At 71.4% G+C, this 20,064-nt stretch carries 19 protein-coding genes; 8 read left to right on the top strand and 11 right to left on the bottom strand.

The window, feature by feature from the left end:
- The first annotated feature begins 65 nt into the window (after positions 1-65).
- A complete protein-coding gene (gene glgC / locus IOE58_RS10615; protein ID WP_193866360.1) occupies positions 66-1,304 on the top strand; it encodes a glucose-1-phosphate adenylyltransferase in 1,239 nt (412 codons plus the stop codon).
- Positions 1,301-1,966, top strand: a complete 666-nt coding sequence (serB, locus tag IOE58_RS10620; protein WP_193866361.1) for a phosphoserine phosphatase SerB — start codon at positions 1,301-1,303, stop codon at positions 1,964-1,966. The genes glgC and serB overlap by 4 nt, the downstream gene beginning before the upstream one ends.
- A 6-nt stretch (positions 1,967-1,972) precedes the next feature.
- Here serB and IOE58_RS10625 read toward each other — a convergent pair whose 3' ends face one another.
- Both IOE58_RS10625 and fabG read right to left on the bottom strand, forming a co-directional pair.
- Entirely contained in the window at positions 1,973-2,500 is a 528-nt protein-coding gene (locus tag IOE58_RS10625) for a SixA phosphatase family protein (protein WP_193866362.1), read from the bottom strand.
- Positions 2,501-2,560: 60 nt separating this feature from the next.
- A complete protein-coding gene (gene fabG, locus IOE58_RS10630; RefSeq protein ID WP_193866363.1) occupies positions 2,561-3,286 on the bottom strand; it encodes a 3-oxoacyl-ACP reductase FabG in 726 nt (241 codons plus the stop codon).
- 123 nt (positions 3,287-3,409) lie between these two features.
- Here fabG and IOE58_RS10635 point away from each other — a divergent pair, with 123 nt between their 5' ends.
- From IOE58_RS10635 to IOE58_RS10655, 5 genes are all read left to right on the top strand, one after another.
- Positions 3,410-4,927, top strand: coding sequence for a hypothetical protein (locus tag IOE58_RS10635; RefSeq protein WP_193866364.1), 1,518 nt, complete (start codon positions 3,410-3,412; stop codon positions 4,925-4,927).
- 242 nt (positions 4,928-5,169) lie between these two features.
- The gene (locus IOE58_RS14390) at positions 5,170-5,409 is read left to right on the top strand and encodes a hypothetical protein (RefSeq protein ID WP_228019699.1); all 240 of its coding nucleotides are present in this window, start codon (positions 5,170-5,172) and stop codon (positions 5,407-5,409) included.
- On the top strand, positions 5,406-6,302 hold the full coding sequence (locus IOE58_RS10645; RefSeq protein ID WP_193866366.1) for an SURF1 family cytochrome oxidase biogenesis protein: 897 nt from the start codon (positions 5,406-5,408) through the stop codon (positions 6,300-6,302). The genes IOE58_RS14390 and IOE58_RS10645 overlap by 4 nt, the downstream gene beginning before the upstream one ends.
- Positions 6,274-7,155, top strand: coding sequence for a glycerophosphodiester phosphodiesterase family protein (locus IOE58_RS10650; RefSeq protein ID WP_193866367.1), 882 nt, complete (start codon positions 6,274-6,276; stop codon positions 7,153-7,155). The genes IOE58_RS10645 and IOE58_RS10650 overlap by 29 nt, the downstream gene beginning before the upstream one ends.
- A 135-nt stretch (positions 7,156-7,290) precedes the next feature.
- Positions 7,291-7,641, top strand: a complete 351-nt coding sequence (locus IOE58_RS10655; protein ID WP_193866368.1) for an RNA polymerase-binding protein RbpA — start codon at positions 7,291-7,293, stop codon at positions 7,639-7,641.
- A 9-nt stretch (positions 7,642-7,650) separates the two neighbouring features.
- Here the strand turns inward: IOE58_RS10655 and IOE58_RS10660 are convergent, their stop codons facing one another.
- The 9 genes from IOE58_RS10660 to IOE58_RS10700 all read right to left on the bottom strand — a co-directional run bounded on the left by IOE58_RS10660 (position 7,651) and on the right by IOE58_RS10700 (position 18,895).
- On the bottom strand, positions 7,651-8,253 hold the full coding sequence (locus tag IOE58_RS10660; RefSeq protein ID WP_193866369.1) for an FxsA family protein: 603 nt from the start codon (positions 8,251-8,253) through the stop codon (positions 7,651-7,653).
- Positions 8,250-9,032 (bottom strand): polyprenol monophosphomannose synthase, encoded by a 783-nt coding sequence (locus IOE58_RS10665; RefSeq protein ID WP_193866370.1) that lies wholly within the window; start codon positions 9,030-9,032, stop codon positions 8,250-8,252. Before IOE58_RS10665 ends, IOE58_RS10660 begins: the two co-directional genes overlap by 4 nt.
- Positions 9,029-10,690 (bottom strand): apolipoprotein N-acyltransferase, encoded by a 1,662-nt coding sequence (gene lnt / locus IOE58_RS10670; protein WP_193866371.1) that lies wholly within the window; start codon positions 10,688-10,690, stop codon positions 9,029-9,031. The genes IOE58_RS10665 and lnt overlap by 4 nt, the downstream gene beginning before the upstream one ends.
- On the bottom strand, positions 10,687-11,436 hold the full coding sequence (locus tag IOE58_RS10675) for a hypothetical protein (protein ID WP_193866372.1): 750 nt from the start codon (positions 11,434-11,436) through the stop codon (positions 10,687-10,689). The genes lnt and IOE58_RS10675 overlap by 4 nt, the downstream gene beginning before the upstream one ends.
- Positions 11,433-14,405 (bottom strand): DEAD/DEAH box helicase, encoded by a 2,973-nt coding sequence (locus tag IOE58_RS10680; protein ID WP_193866373.1) that lies wholly within the window; start codon positions 14,403-14,405, stop codon positions 11,433-11,435. Before IOE58_RS10680 ends, IOE58_RS10675 begins: the two co-directional genes overlap by 4 nt.
- Positions 14,402-15,340 carry a diacylglycerol kinase family protein gene (locus IOE58_RS10685; RefSeq protein WP_193866374.1) on the bottom strand — a complete coding sequence of 313 codons (939 nt, stop codon included), beginning with the start codon at positions 15,338-15,340 and terminating at the stop codon, positions 14,402-14,404. The genes IOE58_RS10680 and IOE58_RS10685 overlap by 4 nt, the downstream gene beginning before the upstream one ends.
- Positions 15,337-16,233 carry a twin-arginine translocase subunit TatC gene (gene tatC / locus IOE58_RS10690; RefSeq protein WP_348981950.1) on the bottom strand — a complete coding sequence of 299 codons (897 nt, stop codon included), beginning with the start codon at positions 16,231-16,233 and terminating at the stop codon, positions 15,337-15,339. The genes IOE58_RS10685 and tatC overlap by 4 nt, the downstream gene beginning before the upstream one ends.
- Before the next feature lie 91 nt (positions 16,234-16,324).
- Positions 16,325-16,708 carry a Sec-independent protein translocase subunit TatA gene (tatA, locus tag IOE58_RS10695; protein ID WP_193866375.1) on the bottom strand — a complete coding sequence of 128 codons (384 nt, stop codon included), beginning with the start codon at positions 16,706-16,708 and terminating at the stop codon, positions 16,325-16,327.
- A 117-nt stretch (positions 16,709-16,825) separates the two neighbouring features.
- Positions 16,826-18,895 carry a WYL domain-containing transcriptional regulator gene (locus tag IOE58_RS10700; protein WP_348981951.1) on the bottom strand — a complete coding sequence of 690 codons (2,070 nt, stop codon included), beginning with the start codon at positions 18,893-18,895 and terminating at the stop codon, positions 16,826-16,828.
- Between the two features lie 47 nt (positions 18,896-18,942).
- On the opposite strand from IOE58_RS10700, the gene IOE58_RS10705 reads away from it, so the two are divergent.
- The gene (locus tag IOE58_RS10705) at positions 18,943-20,058 is read left to right on the top strand and encodes a DUF3866 family protein (RefSeq protein ID WP_193866376.1); all 1,116 of its coding nucleotides are present in this window, start codon (positions 18,943-18,945) and stop codon (positions 20,056-20,058) included.
- Positions 20,059-20,064 lie beyond the last annotated feature (6 nt).

The following is a 20,064-nucleotide window of genomic DNA, read 5'->3' on the forward strand; positions in this document are numbered from 1 at the left end:
CGGCACCTTCGTCCGAGGGCCGTTCGACGACGTGATGGACACCACCCTTGCATTATCCTCGACGCATGCAGAAGAAGGTCCTCGCCATCGTTCTCGCAGGCGGAGAGGGCAAGCGCCTGATGCCGCTCACCCTCGACCGGGCGAAGCCCGCCGTCCCCTTCGGCGGGATCTACCGCCTGATCGACTTCGCTCTGTCCAACATCGTCAACTCCGGCTACCTGCGCGTGGTGGTGCTCACGCAGTACAAGTCGCACTCCCTGGACAAGCACATCTCCCAGACGTGGCGCATGAGCTCGCTGCTGGGCAACTACGTGGCCCCGGTGCCGGCGCAGCAGCGCATGGGCAAGCACTGGTACCGCGGCTCCTCCGATGCGATCTACCAGTCGCTGAACCTGCTTCACGACGAGAAGCCCGACTACGTGGTGGTGGTCGGGGCGGACCACGTGTACCGCATGGACTTCTCCCAGATGCTGGATGCGCACATCGAGTCGGGCAAGCCGTGCACGGTGGCAGCCATCCGCCAGCCGATCGAGATGTCCGATCAGTTCGGGGTGATCGAGACGGTCCCGGAGGACCCCACCACCATCGCCCGCTTCGTGGAGAAGCCCAAGGAGACCACCGGGCTGGCCGATGACCCCAGCCAGGTCCTGGCCTCGATGGGCAACTACGTCTTCACCGCCGATGCCCTGGTCGAAGCGGTCACCAAGGACGCCGAGGACGACGGGACCGCCCACGACATGGGCGGGGACATCGTGCCGTACTTCGTGGCACAGCAGGCCGCCGGGGTCTACGACTTCATCCACAACGACGTGCCGGGCTCCACCGATCGCGATCGCGACTACTGGCGGGACGTGGGCACGCTGGATGCGTTCTACGACGCCCACATGGACCTGATCGCCATCCATCCGGTGTTCAACCTCTACAACGAGGACTGGCCCACCTACACCGGTCACCGCACCGTGCCGCCGGCGAAGTTCGTCCACGCCGGGCCGGGCCGCATGGGTTCGGCGGTGGACTCGATCATCTCCCCCGGAGTGGTGATCTCCGGTGCGCAGGTCTCCAACTCGGTGGTCTCGCCCGGCGTGCGGATGAACTCCTGGTCGGCCGTCTCGGACTCGGTGATCATGGACGGCGTCTCCGTCGGCCGTCACAGCCAGATCCACCGGGCGATCATCGACAAGAACGTCGTGGTCCCGCCCCGCACTCAGATCAGCCTGGACGCGGAGCAGGACCGCGCGCGCGGCTTCGTGGTCACCGAGTCGGGGATCACCGTGATCGGCAAGGGCACGGTCCTCGAACCGTGACGGGGCCCGGGTCCGCCGGTGCCGTCACCGGGCTGCTGGTCTCCGACGTCGACTCGACCTTCCTCACCCAGGAGGTGATCGAGCTGGTGGCCGATCACGCCGGGGTGCGGAGCGAGGTGGAGCGCATCACCGAGCAGGCGATGCGCGGGGAGCTGGACTTCTCCGACTCCCTGCGCCGCCGGGTCGCCCTGCTGGAGGGCCTTCCCGCCGCCGTGCTGGCGAGTGTGCGCGAGGTGCTGGTCCCCACCGACGGTGCCGTCAACCTGATGCGCCACGCGCAGCGGGCTGGATGGGTGACCGCGCTGGTCTCGGGGGGCTTCCATGAGGTGATCGACGAGCTGGCCGCGGCCACCGGCATCCATCACGTGGTCGCCAACCGGTTCGAGATCCGCGAGGGTCGGCTCACCGGTCGGGTCGACGGGCCGATCATCGACGGGCAGGCGAAGCTGCGCACCCTCGAGGATCTCGCCGAGCGCTACGAGGTGCCGCGGTCGCGCGTGGTCGCCGTCGGCGACGGTGCCAACGACCGGGCGATGGTGCGCGCCGCCGGGATCGGCATCGCGTTCAACGCCAAGCCGGCACTGCGGGAAGCGGCCGACGTGATCGTGGACGGGAGCCTGGCCGACGTGTGGCCCCACCTGGAGGCCGCCGCCGGGGCCTGAGAGCGCTCAGGGCCTGACGATGGTGTGCAGTGTCAGCGAGCCGTCGGTGAGCTCGGACCAGTGCGCGAGCGGCCCGGAGAGGACGCCCATCGCACCGGTGGGCAGCCCGATCCTGGCCTGGGCCACGGATCCGGCATCCGAGTCGTCGTCGGCGAGCTGGGCGACCATGCTGGACATGGTGGGCTCGTGGCCGATCACCATCACCACCGCGTCCTCATCGGCGCAGGAGCGGATCAGCGCTGCCAGTTCGGTGGTGCCGCCGTTGTAAATGTCCTCATGGAGGCTGACCGTGCCGTCGAAGCCGTGCATGGTCGAGAGCAGGTGCTCCCAGGTCTCCCTGGTGCGCGCGGCGTCGGAGACCAGCACACGGGTGGGGCGCACGTTCTGGGACTCGAGGTACTCCCCCACCAGCTGCGCCTGGGAGTGGCCGCGATCGGTGAGGCGCCGCTCGTGGTCCGGCTGGCCGGCGCCGCTGTCGGCCTTGCCGTGGCGCATGAGGAGCAGGAGCCGACTGTCGGGGTCGGAGGATGACATGAGGGGGCGATCACACCTTGTGCATCGGGGACAGGAGGGCCGGGATCGGAGCGGCCAGGATCAGTGTCCCATGCCGAGGCCGCCGTCGACGGGGATCACGGCGCCGGAGATGTAGGCGGCGTCGTCGCTGGCGATGAACGCCACCACGCGGGCCACCTCGGAGGGGTCGGCGAAGCGACCCGCGGGGATGGCCTTGCGATAGGAGTCCTGCAGCTCGTCGGAGAGCTGTGCGGTCATGTCGGTGTCGATGTAGCCGGGTGCGACCACGTTCGCGGTGATGCCGCGCGAGCCCAGCTCGCGGGTCAGCGCGCGGGCGATGCCGACCAGCCCGGCCTTCGAGGCGGCGTAGTTGATCTGGCCGGGCGAGCCGTACAGGCCCACCACGGAGCTGATCAGCACGATGCGGCCCTTCTTCCTGCGCATCATCGAGCGGATCACCCTCTTGATGGTGCGGAAGGACCCGGTGAGGTTGGTGTCCACCACGGACTCGAAGGAGTCATCGCCCATCCGCAGCAGCAGCTGGTCGTCGGTGATGCCGGCGTTGGCGACGAGCACCTCGATGGGTCCGTTGGCCTCCTCGGCGGTCTTCACCGCCGCGTCGAGGCTGTCCCCGTCGGTGACGTCCGCGGCCACGGTGAGCGCGCCGTCGGGCCCACCGGAGCCGGACCTGCTGGTGACGGCGACCTTGTCCCCGCGCCGCAGGAACTCCTCAGCGATGGCGCGGCCGATGCCTCGGTTGCCCCCGGTGATGAGGACGCTGCGCGGTTCGGTGGCGGGATCGGACATCGGCTCTCCTGAGGTGGGGTCGGGCACAGGGCCCCGGGCTGGGTGTGCTCTACGATACGTGGCAGGAATGGTCGCAACCTTCGGGGGGAGCCGACCGCAGTCGACATCGGGAAGGTGCCTCAGATGGCATATCGCTTCAATCCTCCGCCGAACTGGCCCATCGAGGACCCGAACTGGACTCCGCCCCCGGGGTGGCAGCCCGATCCGTCGTGGGGCCCGCCGCCGGCCGACTGGAACTTCTGGGTCGATGCGGATGCTCCTGCCGAGGGCGGTGACGCGTCCGGTGGTGAGGTGACCGGCGGCAGCGTGCCTGTCGAGGACAGCGCGGTCGAGGACGCCTCTGATCCCGCCCCCCTGCCTGAGGACGACGCCACCCGCGTGGCCGGCACCGGCGAGCCGGCCTCCGCCGATGCCGCTCCCCTTCCCGAGGACGATGCGACCCCTCTCGCCGGCACCGGCGAGCAGGCGCCGGCCGAGGATCCCGGCAGCGCCGCGCAGGTCGGCGAGGGTCCGATCGAGCAGCCGGGTGCGCCCGAGACCGCGGAGTACGGCGGCCCGGATCTGGAGGCCGATCTGGCCCAGCAGGCACCCTACGAGACGGGCGACCAGGGCTACTCCGACCAGTCCTACCCGCAGCAGGGCACGAACCACCCTGTCGACGGATCTGCCACTGTCGGCGGTCTCGCCGCCGGAGGGGCCGCTGCCGGCTACGGCCAGGCATCGCCGAACCAGGGCTACGGGCAGGACTCCGTCGACCAGGGGTACGGCCAGGCATCGCCCTACGGTCAGGCGTCCCCCAGCCAGGGCTACGGCCAGGCGTCCCCGAACCAGGGCTACGGGCAGGATCCCGTCGACCAGGGGTACGGTCAGGCATCGCCCTACGGCCAGGCGTCCCCCAGCCAGGGCTACGGCTCCCCGGACAGCGCATCGCAGTGGACGGCCACCACGAGCCCCGAGAACGCGCCGAAGAAGAGTGCGATCGCTCGCTTCTGGTGGGTCGGCTGCCTCGTGCTACTGCTCATCGGCCTGCTGATCGCCGGTCTGGTGGGCGGCCTGGTGCTGATGAACCGCGGCGGCGACGATCCCACAGGAGACGGGGGAACCACCACCACCGCCACGGAGGATCCCACCTCCGAGGATCCCACCTCCGACGATCCCACCTCCGAGGATCCCACCTCCGAGGAGGCCGCCAGCGACGACGTCGTCACCCCGTCGGTGCTTCCCACCGTCGACCCGGCGGCCGAACCCGTCGAGGTCGTCTCCATGGACGGACGCGGCACGATGCAGGTCTCGATGGAATGGCTGCCCGCCGACCAGCTCCCCAGTGTGTATGGCGGCAACATCGAGCCCAGCGAGAACGGCGACTACCTGGCGGCGACGGCGAAGATTACCGTCACCGAGGGCGAGTTATACTTCAACCCGTTCACCTTCGCGGTCGTCACTCCGTACGGCGGCAAGCTCGACCCCGCCACCGAGACCTTCTCGCTGAAGGACGCTGGGGTCGGCATGGATGCGCCCACCGATATCAAGGCCGGTGAGGAGTACACGATCCGAATGCTGTTCGCACCTGTGCGCGCCGGTGGGCTGAAGCTGGAGTTCGACTCCTTCACCGACCAGTACACCTGGGACGTCCCTGAGTGACCGAGCGCTTCAACCCGCCGCCGAACTGGCCGGAACCCCCGCACGACGGGTGGGTGCCTCCCGCGGACTTCCGTCCGCAGCACGGGTGGGGGCCGGTTCCGGCCGGTTGGCGGCTGTGGCTGAGTGAGCGGCTGCCCTCGCGTGGGGAGCCGCCTCTGCAGCTGTCGGAGGACGTCCCGGCCAGCGGCGCCCGCCCGCGGGCGCGGGTGGACACCTATCCGGTGTCGGTGCTGAATCCCGGCATGTGGTCAGAGAACCACCTGCAGGACGAGGACTACGGCTTCCCCCCGGCGAAACCGGTGAAGAACCGTCCGCGGCTGCGGCTGGCGATGACGATCCTGGCGACCGTGCTGGGCTTCCTTCTGGCCGCCGCGACCGCGGTGATGTTCGTGATGCTCACCGACTTCGCCGTCGAGAAGCTGCCCGGCATGATGACCGGCTGGCTCGGTGCCGCCCTCCCGGTCACACCGGGCGACGTATGACGGCGTCCTCGTCCCAGGCCGCCCCGTCCGCCCGGCGCCGAGTCCTCCTCAGCCGCGACACCCTCGTCGGGCTGCTCGTCGTACTGCTGGCGATGGCCGTCTGCGCAGGACTGGGGCGGTGGCAGTACGGCCGGTTCGAGGACCGCCGCGACCAGGCCCGGATCGTCGAGGCCAACTACGACGCGGAGCCGGTAGCCCTCGATCAGGTGCTCGATGATCCGGCAGCCGGTCTCGGCCCGGCGGACGACTGGACTCCAGTGCAGCTGCGGGGCCAGTACTGCACCGACCGCGCCTGCGAGCTGTACGTGCGCAACCGCACCCAGGGCTCCCAGGTCGGGTTCTGGCAGCTGGTCCCCTTCGAGGCCGATGACGGCACTGTGCTGCTGGTGGTGCGGGGATGGGTGACCGCCCACGACCAGGACTCCGCCCCGGCCGATCCGCCGTCCGTTCCCGAGGGGCAGCGGACCATCACGGTGCGACTGCGACCGGCCGAACCCCCGCTCGAGCGCCGCGGCAACCCGCGCGGGCAGGTCCACTCGGTGGCGCCGGAGCAGATCGCCCCGGTGCTTCCTTTGGAGCAGTTCGGGGATCTCGATGCGGATCTGGTGACGGGGGCCTACGGCAGCCTGGTCTCGGAGGATCCGCCTGCGGACAAGCCCACTGCCCTGGAGCCCCCGGACACCTCCCTGGGCCCGCACCTGTCCTACGCGTTCCAGTGGTGGATCTTCGCCCTGTTCTTCCCGGCGGCCCTGGTCTACCGCACCCACCGCCTGATCCAGGAGGAGTCCGACGATGACGACACCCCCTCCCGTGCCGCCCGGGAGCCCCGTGCACGACGCCGCAGCCGCGATGAGGAGGAAGAGGATGCGCTCCTCGAGCACCCCCAGCACTGACTCCCCCCGGCCCGGCGGGCCGAGCAACAGGGCCGATGCGCCCCTGGATCCACCCTCCCGCTTCCTCCCCGGCCCGCGCCCGCGGCGGATCGCGCACCGGGGTCTCGCCCTCGACGGGGCCGAGAACACGATGCGAGCCTTCCAGGACGCCGTCGACGCCGGTGCCGACATGCTGGAGACCGACACCCGCGCCACCGCCGAGGGCCTGGCACTGGCCTTCCATGACGAGGACCTGCTGCGGGTCGCCGGTGACGCCCGCCGAATCGACAGCCTCGACGACAGGCAGGCACGCGCGGTACGGCTGGCCGGGAACGAGCCCCTGGCCCTCCTGGAGGACGTGCTGGGCACGTTCTCCGACCTCCCGGTGAACATCGATGTGAAGGCTCCCTCGGCGATCGAGCCGGCGGTCCGCGCCATCGCCCGCACGCGCAGTGCCGGCCGCATCTGCCTGGCCGGATTCGACGACGCCGTCACCGCGCGGGCTGTTGAGAAGGTGCGGGAGGCCACCGGCATCACCCCTGTGCGCAGCCCCTCACGGCGTGCGATCGCACTGTTCCTGGGCCTGGTGGCTTCCGGAGCACCCACCGCCGCAGTGCGCAGGCTGCTGGCCCCCTACGGTGCACTCCAGGTGCCCGTCTCCCACCGGCAGGTGCCCGTGGTGACACCGCGCACCGTGGCAGCCGCCCACCGCGCCGGCTGCGAGGTCCACGTGTGGACGATCGACGAGATCCCCGCCATGAAGGACCTGCTGGTCATGGGGGTGGATGGTATTATCACCAACCGTGTCGACCGGCTGGGCGACCTGCTGGACGCGACCGGTTCACCGCACCGTGCAGCCACCGGGTCGTCCTGACGCCCCTGGTGGGGCGCGGCACCAGTCGGGAACAGAATCCGGGCGCCCGGCGTTGCACCCCTCAGACCTCAGTCCCCGAAGCACCGGCAGGCATGGCGCGGCACCGCGCCCCCGCCGGCAGGAAGCGAGAACCGCATGAACAGCCGCAGCCTGCGAGGCACCCGTCTGGGCTCCCTCTCCATGGAGACCGACGAGGGCGTTCTCGCCGCACCGCGCCAGGAGGCCGTCTATGACTGCCCCAACGGACACAACATCGTGCTTCCCTTCTCCGTGGAGGCCGACGTGCCCGCCGTCTGGGAGTGCCGCTGCGGCGCCACCGCGGTGCTGCGTGACCACGAGAAGCCCGAGGAGAAGCCTGGCAAGCCGCAGCGCACCCACTGGGACATGCTGCTGGAGCGCCGCGAGGAGAAGGACCTGCAGGTGCTTCTCGACCAGCGCCTGGAGCTGCTGCGGGCAGGGAAGTTGCACTCCAGCCGCACCCTGTGAGGTGCGCGCTCAGTCCTGAGTGATCGTGGGCGGGGTCGAACGGCGGGAGCCGTCGGCCCCGCCCTCGTCATGTGTGCCCGGGCGATCCGTGGGCTCCGCGTTCAGCACGATCTCACCATCGATGACGCCCCCGCTGGAACGGCGGTAGAGCACGCTTCGAGCACCCGTGGAACCGCTGCCGAGGCCCATGGCCTTCACGGTGCGGCGCTGCACCGGGGTGAGCAGCAGGACCACCCCGATGACGTCGGTGATGAGGCCGGGGAAGAAGAACGCGAACGCTGCGAGAAGGGTGAACATCGGGCGCGAGAGATGATCCTGCACGTCCCCCCTGCCCCGCACCGCGCGCACCAGGGAGCGCAGGCGGACGAAGGACTGCTGGCCGGCGGCGATCAGCAGGGCCACGCCGATGATCCAGCCCAGCACCACGATCAGCACGGACCACCACAGGCTGGTGTTGACACCGATGATGATGAGGATCGCCAACTCGAGGACGCCCAGCACCACGAAGGCGATCGGCAGCCAGGCGGCCCAGCGGGGGCCCTCACGCCGGGAGCCGCCGGGGCGCTCGCGGCCGGCGTCGGCCGGCGGTGTGCGGTGCGATGCAGTGCTCACGGCGTCTCCCCTCGTGTCGGACCGCGCCCAGGGTAGCCCAGCGCCCCGAGCACCTGCTGGGCGCGATGGCCCAGCCCCCACGCGGTCACCTTGACCAGTGCCTCCCGCACGATCGCGGAGCTCATCTTGCTGGCCCCCTCCGCACGTTCGTCGAAATCGATGGGGACCTCCCGGATGTCGGCCCCGAGGTCCCGGGCCCGACGTGTCATGTCCACCTGGAAGCAGTACCCCTGGGAGGCGACCTGCTGCTCCACCAGGCGCCGCAGCAGGGAGGCTCGGAAGGCACGGAAACCGGCGGTGGCATCGCGCACCTCCAGGCCCATCAGCATCCCGGCGTAGAGGTTCGCGCCACGGGAGAGCACGAGCCTGCGCAGCGGCCAGTCGTGGACCCGGCCACCGGGAACCCAGCGCGAGCCGATCACCAGGTCGGCCCCTTCGGCGACGGCGTCCAGCAGCCGCGGCAGCTGCTCGGGGCGGTGGGAGGCGTCGGCGTCCATCTCGACCAGCACGTCGTAGCCCCGTTCGAGGCCCCAGGCGAAACCGGCCAGGTACGCGGGTCCCAGTCCCTCTTTGCCGGCCCGGTGCAGCACGTGCACGTGGTCGTCGCGCTCGGCCGCACCGTCGGCCCACTGCCCGGTGCCGTCCGGGGAGGCGTCGTCAGCGATCAGGACGTGCGCCGCCGGCACCGAGGTGCGAAGGCGCCTCAGAGTGCCCGGGAGCGCCGCACGCTCGTTGTAGGTGGGGATCACCACCAGCACTCGCTGCTCCGATGCACTCATCGGCTGCTCCTCCCGTCCTGCACGCCCGCCCGTGCGCGGCTGCTGCCCTCTCCCCGGCCCGCGACCGCCGGCACGTGGCGCAGCACTCCTCGGCGCGGTCCGGTCAGCGCCCCCAGCCAGCCCAGCAGTCCCACGGCGCTGATGCCGATGGCGATCCAGATGCCGCCGGCGACGGCTGGGGTGATCCCGGTGCGCAGCGGCACCTCCGCGATCACTGCACCCTGCTCCCAGTGGTCCACGAAGTCCAGGCGCCGTCCCTCCGGCCCGAAGATCGCGGAATGGCCCACGGTGGACACGTGCACCACGCTGCGTCCGGTGACCACGGCCAGCACCTTGGCCTCGGCCAACTGCTGCACGGCCTCGTGGGAGTCGCCGAACAGGGCGTTGTTGGACTGCACCACCACCAGCTCGGCGCCCTCGCGCACCGTGTCGATGGTCAGGGTGTCGTAGGCGATCTCGAAGCAGATCAGCACCCCCACACGGCCCTCCCCCAGCCCCAGCTCCTGCAGGTCCATCACGCCCACCTCGGTGCCGGGGAGCATGTCCCGGCCCACCAGGTCCACCTTGTCGGTGATCATGCGGAAGAAGTCCCGGGCGGGGACGAACTCGCCGAAGGGCACGGGGTGGCGCTTCGCGTACACGTAGGGGGTCTCACCGTCGGCGGTCCACAGCACCGAGTGGTTGTAGCGGTGCTCCTCCCCCACCGGGGTCTGGGTGCCCACCAGGATGGGGGCACCCGCCTGCTGGGCGGCGTCGGTCAGTGCCTCACCGCGGTACGGGTCCAGGCGGGGGTCGTAGGCGGTGGAGTCCTCCGGCCAGACGATCAGCTCGAGCTGCCGCCCCTGCTCCTGGGTGGCGGCGGTGACGTCGTGGGTCACCTCGAGGTGGTTCTCGAACACACCCTCGGGCATGGCCATCGACCCCGGGTCGATGGGATCCATGGAGCCCTGCGCCCCTGCCACCGTCATGGACGGTCGGTCGTCGGGGGCGCGGTTGACCGGGTGCGGGACCACCATGGTGGCCAGCACCGCCGCGACCGCCATAGCCAGGGGCCACACCCCGGCGAGGCCGCCCAGGCCGCGGCGGCGCCGGCCCAGCACGCACAGCACTCCGTGGACCAGAAGCTGGCCCAGGGCGGCCACCACCAGCGCCATTCCCGCCATCCCGATCCAGGGCCCGAGGTTCAGTAGGGGCGAATCCGCCAGGGCGAAGCCCGTCGCGCCCCACGGAAGCCCGCCCCACGGGACGTGGCTGCGCAGCGTCTCCACCGCCACCCACAGCGCGCTGACCACCACCAGGGACCCGGCACCGAGACCGCGGCGCACCATCACGGTGCGTGCCAGCAGCCCGTACAGCACGATGTACAGCGACTGCACCACACCCAGCGCCAGCCACGGCATGGTGCCGGCATAGGTGTTCGCCCACTCCGTCAGGGGCACGAAGAAGGCGAGCCCCCAGGCCAGGGACGACAGCAGCGCGGGCAGGAAGGACCGGGTGAGCACTCCGATCGACAGCAGCGCCAGCGCCACCGGCATCAGCATCCACAGGTCGTACGGGGGGAAGGCCAGCAGCGCCAGCACGCCCCCGGCCGCACCGCACAGCAGTGCCACGGGCCAGGGCGTGGCGGTGACCTCCTCGAGGGGCTGTCGACGTTTCACGAGATCCGCCCACCCATCTCGTCGTGCGCCACGGTCCCGCGCACCACGGTGCGCAGCGCGCGCGGCGCGCCCTGGGCGAGGTCCGGGAGCAGCGGGGTGCGGGCGCGCGGATCCGTGGACCAGGTCTCGAACTGCTCACCCTGGCCCCGGACCGTGAGGTCCCAGGGCTCCCACACCACGAAGGTGGCCTCGGTCCCGGTGAGCAGGGAGCCCGGGGCGCGATCGCCAGCGGCACGGTGCCCACCGCGGGTGGCGGCCAGGAACGCGGCGCGATCACTGATGCGGCTCTCCACCGGGCCCTGCTGAGCGGCGGCACGCACCCATGCCCACGGGTCGGCGTGCTCGGCCACTCCGGCGGAGCCGAAGGCCAGCGGCACGCCGTCGGCCAGCAGGGACCGGTAGTCGACGCGCTCGGCGAGCGGGGCCACCACCCGCACGCCCTCGGAGGCGCCGGCCGCGCTGCCGCCAGGGAGGCGGCGCACGATGCCGCGGGCGAGGGCGGTCTGCTCCTGATCGGGATCGGGCAAGGTGCCGTCGGCGCTGGCGGAGGCGTCGACGAAGCCGGGGGTGAGCAGGCAGCCGGTCGCCTCGATCACCTGGGCACCAGGGTGCAGCACCCGGGCGGAGTCCTCCGGTCCGGTCCAGGCGATGAGGCCATCGGCCACGAGCATCGCGGAGGCCTCCGGATCCGCGGTCGAGTACAGCACGATCCCGGTGTACAGCTGGGCGGGAGCGGTGGGGCTCATCGATCGATCTCCTGTGCCACCAGCCCGCGGCGCACGGCGGCGATGGCGGCCCGGGCGGTGGCGCCCAGGCGTTCGTCGGGGGTCAGCTGGTCCAGCAGGTCCACCGCCTGCCGGCAGTGGCGCACGAAGTCCCCGGGCGGCAGGTCTGAGCCGTCCAGGGCCGCGGCGAAGTGCATGCCACGCGCCCAGCGGTGCACCACGGCCGCCACGGCGGGATCGGGCGGCGGCGTGGCGTCGACGCCGTGGCGGGACTCGGCGGCCTGCAGCTGCGCGGCGATCTCGCCCGAGGCGATCAGGGCGGCCTCCACGGAGGGGTCGTCGATCAGCTCGGGCGCCCTGCCCTCGTCCCGCCGGGTCTCGTGGACGGCGGCGGAGACCACGGCGGCCAGGCCCGCCGCGTCCAGACCCTCCCATGCACCGTGCTCGAGGCATTCGGCGATCAGCAGGTCGCGGTCGCTGAAGATGCGTCGCAAGCGCAGCCCGCGCTCGGTGGGCTCAAGCTCCCCCTCCCCTGCCCGGGTCAGGTACCCCAGCTCCTCCAGCAGCCCGGTGAGCAGATCGAACTGCTTGGCCAGGGAGCTGGTGCGGCCCTCGATGCGGCGGTGCACGCCGGCCAGGTCGCGGCGGGTGGAGCGCCACCGGTTCACCCAGCGCAGGTGGGACTCCAGCTCCGGGCAGTCGGCGCAGGGGTGGGAGGCGAGCTGATCGCGCAGAGCGATCAGCGTCTCGTCGGTGGCGGCGGTGGACGGTGTGCGGCCTGCCTTCCGCCGCACTTCGCGTCGCGGGTCGTCGTCGTGGCCGGCCAGGCGCTGGCGCAGTGCCGCGGCGGTGTCCTTGCGCACCTTGCCGCTGCCGAGCTTCTCGGGGCGGGGCAGGCGAAGGCGGGCGAGCGCGGCGGGCGGCGAGGGCAGGTCTCCGGGACGGATGCTGCGCAGGCGGGCCTCGGTGTCCAGCACCTGCACCTGGGGGCCGCCGAGCACCTCGCGGTCCACGTGCAGCACCACGGCGTAGCCGCGGCGCTTGCCGCCGGGCAGGGCCAGCACGTCGCCGCGCTGCAGGCTGCGCAGGGTGGACCGGGTGCGGTCGCGGTCGGCGCCGGCCCGAGCGCGCGACAGCGACTTCTCCCGCTCGCTCATGCGCTCGCGGATGTCGGCGTACTCCACGAGGTCCCCGCGGTCGCACTCCATGGCCTGGCGGTAGGACTCGGCCGTCTCCTCCAGCTCCCGGGCGCGCCTGGCCAGTCCCACCACGGAGCGGTCGGCCTGGAACTGGGCGAAGCTGGTCTCGAGGGTCTCCCGGGCACGAGCCAGGTCGAAGCGGTCCAGCAGGTTCACCGCCATGTTCGCGGTGGGCCGGAAGGCGGAGCGCAGCGGGTAGGTGCGTCGGGAGGCGAGGGAGGCGACGGCGTCGGCGTCGAAGCGGGGGCCGGCCATCACCACCGCGTGCCCCTCGGTGTCGATCCCGCGGCGGCCCGCGCGGCCGGTGAGCTGGGTGTACTCCCCGGGGGTGAGGTCGGCGTGCTCGACCCCGTTGAACTTGACCAGCTTCTCCAGCACCACGGAGCGCGCCGGCATGTTGATGCCCAGCGCCAGGGTCTCAGTGGCGAACACCGCCTTGACCAGGCCGCGTTCGAACAGGTGCTCCACGACCGTCTTCAGCAGGGGCAGCATGCCCGCGTGGTGGCAGGCGTAGCCGTCCAGAGCCGCACGGCGGAAGGCCGCCACGCCCAGGATCTCGGCATCCTCGTAGGGGATCAGCGAGAGCTCCTCGTCGAGCACGGCGCGGATCTCGCGGCGCTCCTGCTCACTGGTGAGCCGCACCCGGGACTGGGCGCACTGCCGCACCGCCGCCTCGCAGCCGGCCCGGGAGAAGATGAACATGATCGCGGGCAGCAGGGCGTGCTGATCCAGCAGGGCGAGCACCTCGGGTCGGCGCAGGCTGCGCTGGCCGCCCCCGATGCGGCCGCCTCCCCCGCTGCGCCGGTCATCCCGGTGGTCGCGGCTCCCGCGGTGGTCGTGGTCCCGACGGTCCAGGTCGTGGCGGGCTTCGCGCTCGGGTCGGCGCTGGGCGGAGCCGCGCGGCCGGTGGCGGCCGCGGGTGCCCCTGCGGCTGGGCAGGCCGCCGCGGCGACCCCGGTCAGGACCGTGGCGCTCCGGCAGCTGGGTGGCCAGCGCGGTGAGGCGGTGCAGCTCCGGATTGACCTGCCGGTCGGACCGGGCCCCGGGGCCGTGGGAGATCACGGGGTCGCCGGAGTCGTCCACGAACAGGTCCAGCATCTGGTCGCCGATGATGACGTGCTGCCACAGGGGCACAGGGCGGGTCTCGGAGACCACGATCTCGGTGGAGCCGCGCACCTCCTGCAGCCAGGCTCCGAACTCCTCGGCATTGGAGACGGTGGCCGAGAGCGCCACCAGCTGCACCGAGGGGGCCAGGTGGATGATGACCTCCTCCCAGACGGGGCCCCGCAGACGATCGGCGAGGTAGTGGACCTCGTCCATCACCACGAAGCCGAGTCCGTCCAGGAGGGAGGAGTCGGCGTACAGCATGTTGCGCAGCACCTCGGTGGTCATCACCACCACGTCCGCGTCCGGTCGCACGGAGGTGTCCCCGGTGAGCAGACCCACCCGCTCCGCGCCGAGCCATTCGGTGAGCTCGGCATGCTTCTGGTTGGACAGCGCCTTGATGGGGGCGGTGTAGAACACCTTGCGCCCCTGGGCGAGTGCCAGGTGCACCGCGAACTCGCCCACCACCGTCTTCCCGGCGCCCGTGGGGGCTGCGACCAGCACCGACCGTCCCTGCTCGAGCACCCGACAGGATGCCAGCTGGAACTCGTCCAGGGCGAAGGGGTACCGCGCGGTGAAGGCGGCCAGTTCGGTGCCCTCGATCGCCTTCTGCTCGCGCCGTTCCGCGGCCCAGCGGGCGTACTGCTGGGCGGGCGAGGGGGTGTCCGAGGACGAGTTGGGGTTCACGGCTGGCTCCGGCCCGGGTCGGCGAGGATCCGCACGGCTCCGGGCAGCACGCGGGCGGTGATGGGCAGCTCGATGCGCGGCTCGCCGTCGGCATAGGCGCGCAGGCGACGACCGTCCCGCAGCCCCACGGTGACCTTCCGCACAGGCTGGACCTCGAAGCCGTCGACGCTGGTGTGGGTGCCATTGAACACGCGGGGGAAGAAGCGCAGCAGCTTCGTGCGGCCGATACCGGTCAGGGTGACCAGCTCCAGCACACCGTCGTCCACCCGCGCCTCGGGCACCATGCGCATGCCACCGCCGAACACCCCGGAGTTGCACAGGGAGATCAGGGAGGCGTCCAGGTCGATGCGCTCGCCGTCGTCGATGCGGATCCAGTACGGCAGGGGTCGGAACGAGGGCAGCTCACGCAGCACGGCGGTGGAGTATCGGACGGCGTGGCCGCGGGAGGCGCTGTTCGCGCGGGCGTTGACCAGGGCGTCGAAACCGAGGTTCACATTGCCCAGCGCCAGGGAGCGGTGGGGCAGCGCGTGCTCGGAGGCTGAGGTGATCTCGATGGCGTCGATGGTGACCACCGGCCGGGACAGCGCGTGCAGCAGCACTCGGGTGGCCTCCGCCGGTGAGTTCTCCGGCAGTCCCAGGGCGCGGGCGAAGTCGTTGCCGCTTCCGGCCGGGACCACGCCCAGCCGCACCGGGGTGCCGGCCACCACCTCGGCCCCGAGGGACACCGTGCCGTCCCCGCCGACGACCACCAGGGCGGTGAGGGTGTCGCGGACCTCGAGCGCACGTGCCCGGGCCACGTGGGCGGAGGATCCGGACAGGTCCACCACGGAGATCCCGGACAGGCGCAGCAGGTTCCCCACCTGGCGGCCCACCCGGTGAGCGGTGCCGAGCGCTGCGGTGGGGTTGAACAGCAGCCCTACCCGGAGTCGGCTCACCTGTTCTCCGGCTCGTCGATGCGGGAGGGGGCGTCGATCGGTTCGACGACGTGGTCGATCCGGCTGGCCTGGTCCGGTGACAGGCTCTGGGCGGCCTTTGCCTCCTTCTTGTCCCGTCGCTTGTCGTTCCAGATGGAGATGAACACGGCGGCGAAGAAGAGGCTGGAGATCGCGGCGGACATGCCGATCAGGGTGAAGGGCTCCGGGGTGGGCACCATCATCGCGGTGAAGGCGAAGCACAGGAAGATCACCCAGCGCCAGGCCTTCAGCATCGAATGGCCCCGAAGGATGCCCAGGAAGTTCAGCAGCACCAGCACCACCGGCATCACGAAGGCGATGCCGAAGGCGAGCATGGTCTTGACCAGCAGAGCGAGGTACTCGTCGTACTTGATCAGCTGCTGGACGCCATCGGTGACCGGGGTGAAGCTGAGCAGCACCGGCACCAGCTGGTTGACGGCCCAGTACCCGGCGGCGCAGCCCAGGAAGAACAGGGGGATCGCGGCACCGAAGAAGCCCAGCGCGTACTTGCGCTCGTTCTTGTGCAGGCCCGGCATGATGAACAACCATGCCTGCAGCATGATGATCGGTGCGGCCAGCAGCAGGCCCAGGTAGGCGGACATCTGCAGCCGTACGCTCAGGCCGGTGGCGACGCCCTGGAAGTTCAGATCGGCCTCCATCCCTGCCTTGGAGGCGATGCGGAAGGGACGCTGGAGCGCCTCGAACACCGTGGGGAACAGGAACCAGCCGACGATCGCGAGCACCAGCACGGCGAGGGCACAGATCATCAGCCGATTGCGCAGCTCGGTCAGGTGCTCGCCGAGGGACATCCGACCCTCGGGGTCCTTCTCCTTGCGCTTCTTTGGCGTGCGGCGTGCCTGACTGTCACGGGCCACGGGTGTGCTCCTCCCAACAATCTGGGTCCGGTCGCGCTGCGGCCGGACCCGTCCTGTCGTTCAGCGGCTCGGCCGCCGAACGGATGACCGCTCAGTCGCGACGGTAGAGGTCGTCGTCCTCGCGCGCACGCACGGGCTCGCGCTCCAGCTCCTCGCGGTCGCGGGGGTCGTACTCGCGGTGGCGATCACGATCGTCGCGATCATCGCGGTAGCGGTCACGATCGTCGCGGTAGCGGTCACGGTCGCGGTCATCGCGGTACCGGTCGTCGTGGTCATCGCGCGCACGGTGGGAGCCGCCGTGGCGGTCCTCGTCCTCATCACGATCATCACCGCGCATCTCCTCGACCTCGCTCTTGAAGATGCGCATCGACTGGCCCAGGTTGCGTGCCAGACCCGGCAGCTTGCCGGCGCCGAACAGCAGCACGACGAGCAGGATCAGCAGGACGATCGCCCAGGGGTTGCGGAACATTCCCATGAAAAAGCACCTTTCAGAAGCGCCGCGTGTGTGCGGGAGCGCGCCCATGGTCCCACAGCGGACCGTGTCGGCGTCGTACCCGGGAGCGGCGACGTGCCCGCCGTGCGACGGGCCCTCTCAGGGTAGCGCTTCGGAGGCGCGATGCCGCAGTTCGGAGGTCCGCGAAACGGTCACGATCGTGTCTCTGAGCGATGTGGGATGGACCACGTCGGCTGCACCGGCGGCTTCGAGGACCGCGTCGACCAGGGGGGAGCGCAGAGGGTCCACCAGTCGAGCGTACGAGGCTGGCTGTGTCTCGGTTCCCGCCTCACGCAGTTCACGGGCATCGAAGGCCTCGGCGATCCAGTGCGCCTCGGGCTCCAGGCGCAGCCACACCTCCCCCTCGACCACGCCGGAGAGGTCCAGGGCCGCACCCGCCTCAGCGGGATCCGCCGGGTGCTGCGGCGCGCCGTCGGGGAGCACCTCCACCACGCGGTCCAGCCGGAACCGGCGCTCCCCCTGGGCCAGCTCGCAGTACGCCCGCAGGTAGGAGCGGATGCCGTCGGTCTCGATGCGCACAGGCCTGATCCGTCTCACCGAGGTGCCCGGCCGGTCCGGGGCGGAGTAGCGGATGGTCAGTGCACCGGACGGGTCGGCGGGGTCATCGACCGCCAGTGCGCGGTGGACGGCGCCGAGCACGGTCTCGGCGCGAGAGCCGATCAGCTGCGCTCCCGTCCCGTTGACTTCGCTCGCCTCCCCTGCTCCCGACGGCGTCACGCCTTCTGGACCGGTCTGTGCGGCGGTTCCTGCGCGAGCGCCGGCATCTGCACCCTCGGTGACCGTGTCGCGGCTTGCGAGCAGCTTCTGCCGGGCGGCGGCCACCAGGCGCACCTCCTCCCCGGCGGCGGGCTCGAGAGCGGCCAGTCCCGCCAGCAGCGCGGTGACCTCGACGTCGCTCAGGCGCAGGGCCCTGCGCAGCGGTTCGGCATTGCGCACCCGCACCGTTCCCTGCTCCCATTCGGCCTCGATCAGGTCCTCGAAGCCGGTTCCCATGTCGCCGCACACGAACAGCACCTGCAGGTCGGCGATGAGCTGCTGCTGGCTGATGCCGAGGGCCTGGGCCAGCTCGGCAAGGTCCACTTCATCACGGGACTGCACGTAGGACGCCTCGCTGATCAGGCGGGACAGCTGATCGCTCCCGCTGCTGGAGACCCGGATCCTGGGCGCGGGCCGTGCGGGAGCGGCCTGAACGGCGGCGAGGTCCCCGGGTCCCTCGTGCTGCTCGGCGATCCGGGAGAGGATCTGGGCGATCTCCGCCCTCCATGGTGCAGGATCGACCAGAGTCGTCCAACGCGCGGAGCCCAGCACCAGGCGGCGCAGTGCCGAGCGGGGCAGGATGGGCGTCTCGAAGCGCTTCGCCTCGAGCGGGGCGCCGGCACGATCCCTCAGCTCGAGCGCCTTGTACGGGGACGCCTCGATGACGGCGGGGGCGGGGTCCCCGCCGGTCTGGAGCCTGCCCAGGACCTCGGCGAGATCCACTCGCGACGGCCTGGGCCAGGGGGCGGCCCCTCCGACGCGGGGGAAGGACTCGATGCGGGAGGCGCGGAACACTCGGGCGTCCTCGCGATCCCGGTCGTAGCCGTGGACGTACCAGTGGCCGTCGTGGACGCCCACCACCCACGGCTCCACCGTGCGGCTGGTGAGGGCACCCGTGGTGGCGCGGTAGTCGAAGCTCACCGCGCTGGCCGAGGTGACCGCCTCCAGCAGGGGGGTCAGCACCGGCAGGGACTCCACGGAGCCGCGGGGCGCGCGGCGCAGCAGGTCCGGATCGGCATCGTGCCCCAGGCTCAGCAGCTTGGAGCGCACCCTTCGGGCCGCTCCCCCGGCGGCGGCATCGTCCCAGGCGCGGCTGGCGGCCAGCAGCACGGTGTACTCCTGCGTGGTCAGGTCGAGCACGGCATGGCCGGGGGTGGTGTCCAGGCGGTAGTAGACGGTGTTCTCGTCCAGCACGTCCGGTTCGCTGACCAGCGGCAGGCCCAGGTCCAGGATGGCGGCCTTGTCCCGCTCGAACATGCGCTCCGCAGCGGTCTCGCTGGGCGCGGCCGCATAGTCAGGGATCACCTGGAAGAGCTTTGAGCGATCGATCCGTCGGCGCGAGCCGATCGTCATGATCACGTTGAGCAGTCGTTCCACACCACGGGCAGCCACGGCCTCAGGCTACCGCTCCAGGGTCCGCGACGACCTACGCTGGGCGCATGCTGCGCTGGGAACGTGCCACCGTGATCGACCATCGCCCCGGTTGGGCGGGGGTGCGCCGCCTGCTGGTGCGGATCGACGCCACCGGGGAGACGGTGAGCGCGCTCGCCTCCCCCGAGCTCACCGGGGAGCCGGGCACCGGCGAGCAGGTGCTGCTGAACACCAATGCGCTGCGACGGGGCCTGGGCACCGGGGGCGAGGCCATGGTGGTGGCCCGGCCCGCGCACCTGCCAGCGGCGGAGGAGATCGCCGGGCACATGGTCAAGGCCCGGTACACGCCGATGCAGACCATGGTCGACGCCATCGACGACCCCGCCTCCGAGCACTACGAGATCCTTCAGCACGCCGAAGGCCTGGACGGCATGCCGGTGGTGGTGGCGGATCTGCACTCCTCCCTCCCGGCCGTGGTGGCCGGGGTGCGGGCCGAGGCGCCGCAGGCCCGGATCGTCTACGTCCACACCGATGCGGCGGCCCTCCCGGCCGCCTACTCGGCGACCGCCGCGACCCTGCGGGAGCAGGGTCTGCTGGCGGCGACCATCAGCGCCGGTCAGTCCTTCGGCGGGGATCTCGAGGCGGTCACGGTGCATTCGGCCCTGCTGGGTGCCCGGCACGTGGCAGGGGCCGACGTCACTGTGGTGATCCAGGGGCCGGGCAACCTGGGCACCGGCACCGGGTGGGGGTTCTCCGGGGTGCAGGCCGCTGAGGCCGTGCACGCGGCCCACGTGCTGGGCGGGGTGCCGGTGGCGGCCCTGCGGGTCTCGAGCGCCGATCCGAGGGCGCGTCACCGGGGCCTGTCCCACCACAGCGCGACCATGTTCGGCAGGGCCACCCTGGCTCCCCTGCGCCTTCCGGTGCTCGACCCGAGCGATGACGAGTACAGCGCTTTTCATATGTCAGTCACTGAACAGGTGGAATCTGCGATCATCGGGCCGGCGCTCGAGCGTGGCTGCCGACATCAGCTGGCCCCCGTCCGCACCGAGGGGCTCATCGCCGCTCTCGAGGCACTTCCGGTACGGCTGTCGACCATGGGCCGTGGGCTGGAGGAGGATCCGGAGGCGTTCCTCTACGCCGCACTGGCCGGGCGCTGCGCCGCCTCCCTAACCACGGACTGCTGAGCAGGC

The sequence above is a fragment of the Brachybacterium epidermidis genome, from assembly GCF_015209585.1.
GTDB classification, from domain to species: domain Bacteria; phylum Actinomycetota; class Actinomycetes; order Actinomycetales; family Dermabacteraceae; genus Brachybacterium; species Brachybacterium epidermidis.

Excerpts from the sequence above, each read along its gene's own strand:
- IOE58_RS10655 (WP_193866368.1), top strand. The coding sequence starts at position 7,291 with ATGAACAGCCGCAGCCTGCGAGGCACCCGTCTGGGCTCCCTCTCCATG.
- IOE58_RS10705 (WP_193866376.1), top strand. The coding sequence starts at position 18,943 with ATGCTGCGCTGGGAACGTGCCACCGTGATCGACCATCGCCCCGGTTGG.
- glgC (WP_193866360.1), top strand. The coding sequence starts at position 66 with ATGCAGAAGAAGGTCCTCGCCATCGTTCTCGCAGGCGGAGAGGGCAAG.
- IOE58_RS10675 (WP_193866372.1), bottom strand. The coding sequence starts at position 11,436 with ATGAGCCCCACCGCTCCCGCCCAGCTGTACACCGGGATCGTGCTGTAC.
- IOE58_RS10625 (WP_193866362.1), bottom strand. The coding sequence starts at position 2,500 with ATGTCATCCTCCGACCCCGACAGTCGGCTCCTGCTCCTCATGCGCCAC.
- IOE58_RS10635 (WP_193866364.1), top strand. The coding sequence starts at position 3,410 with ATGGCATATCGCTTCAATCCTCCGCCGAACTGGCCCATCGAGGACCCG.
- tatA (WP_193866375.1), bottom strand. The coding sequence starts at position 16,708 with ATGGGAATGTTCCGCAACCCCTGGGCGATCGTCCTGCTGATCCTGCTC.
- IOE58_RS14390 (WP_228019699.1), top strand. The coding sequence starts at position 5,170 with ATGTGGTCAGAGAACCACCTGCAGGACGAGGACTACGGCTTCCCCCCG.
- IOE58_RS10645 (WP_193866366.1), top strand. The coding sequence starts at position 5,406 with ATGACGGCGTCCTCGTCCCAGGCCGCCCCGTCCGCCCGGCGCCGAGTC.
- IOE58_RS10665 (WP_193866370.1), bottom strand. The coding sequence starts at position 9,032 with ATGAGTGCATCGGAGCAGCGAGTGCTGGTGGTGATCCCCACCTACAAC.
- fabG (WP_193866363.1), bottom strand. The coding sequence starts at position 3,286 with ATGTCCGATCCCGCCACCGAACCGCGCAGCGTCCTCATCACCGGGGGC.
- IOE58_RS10650 (WP_193866367.1), top strand. The coding sequence starts at position 6,274 with ATGCGCTCCTCGAGCACCCCCAGCACTGACTCCCCCCGGCCCGGCGGG.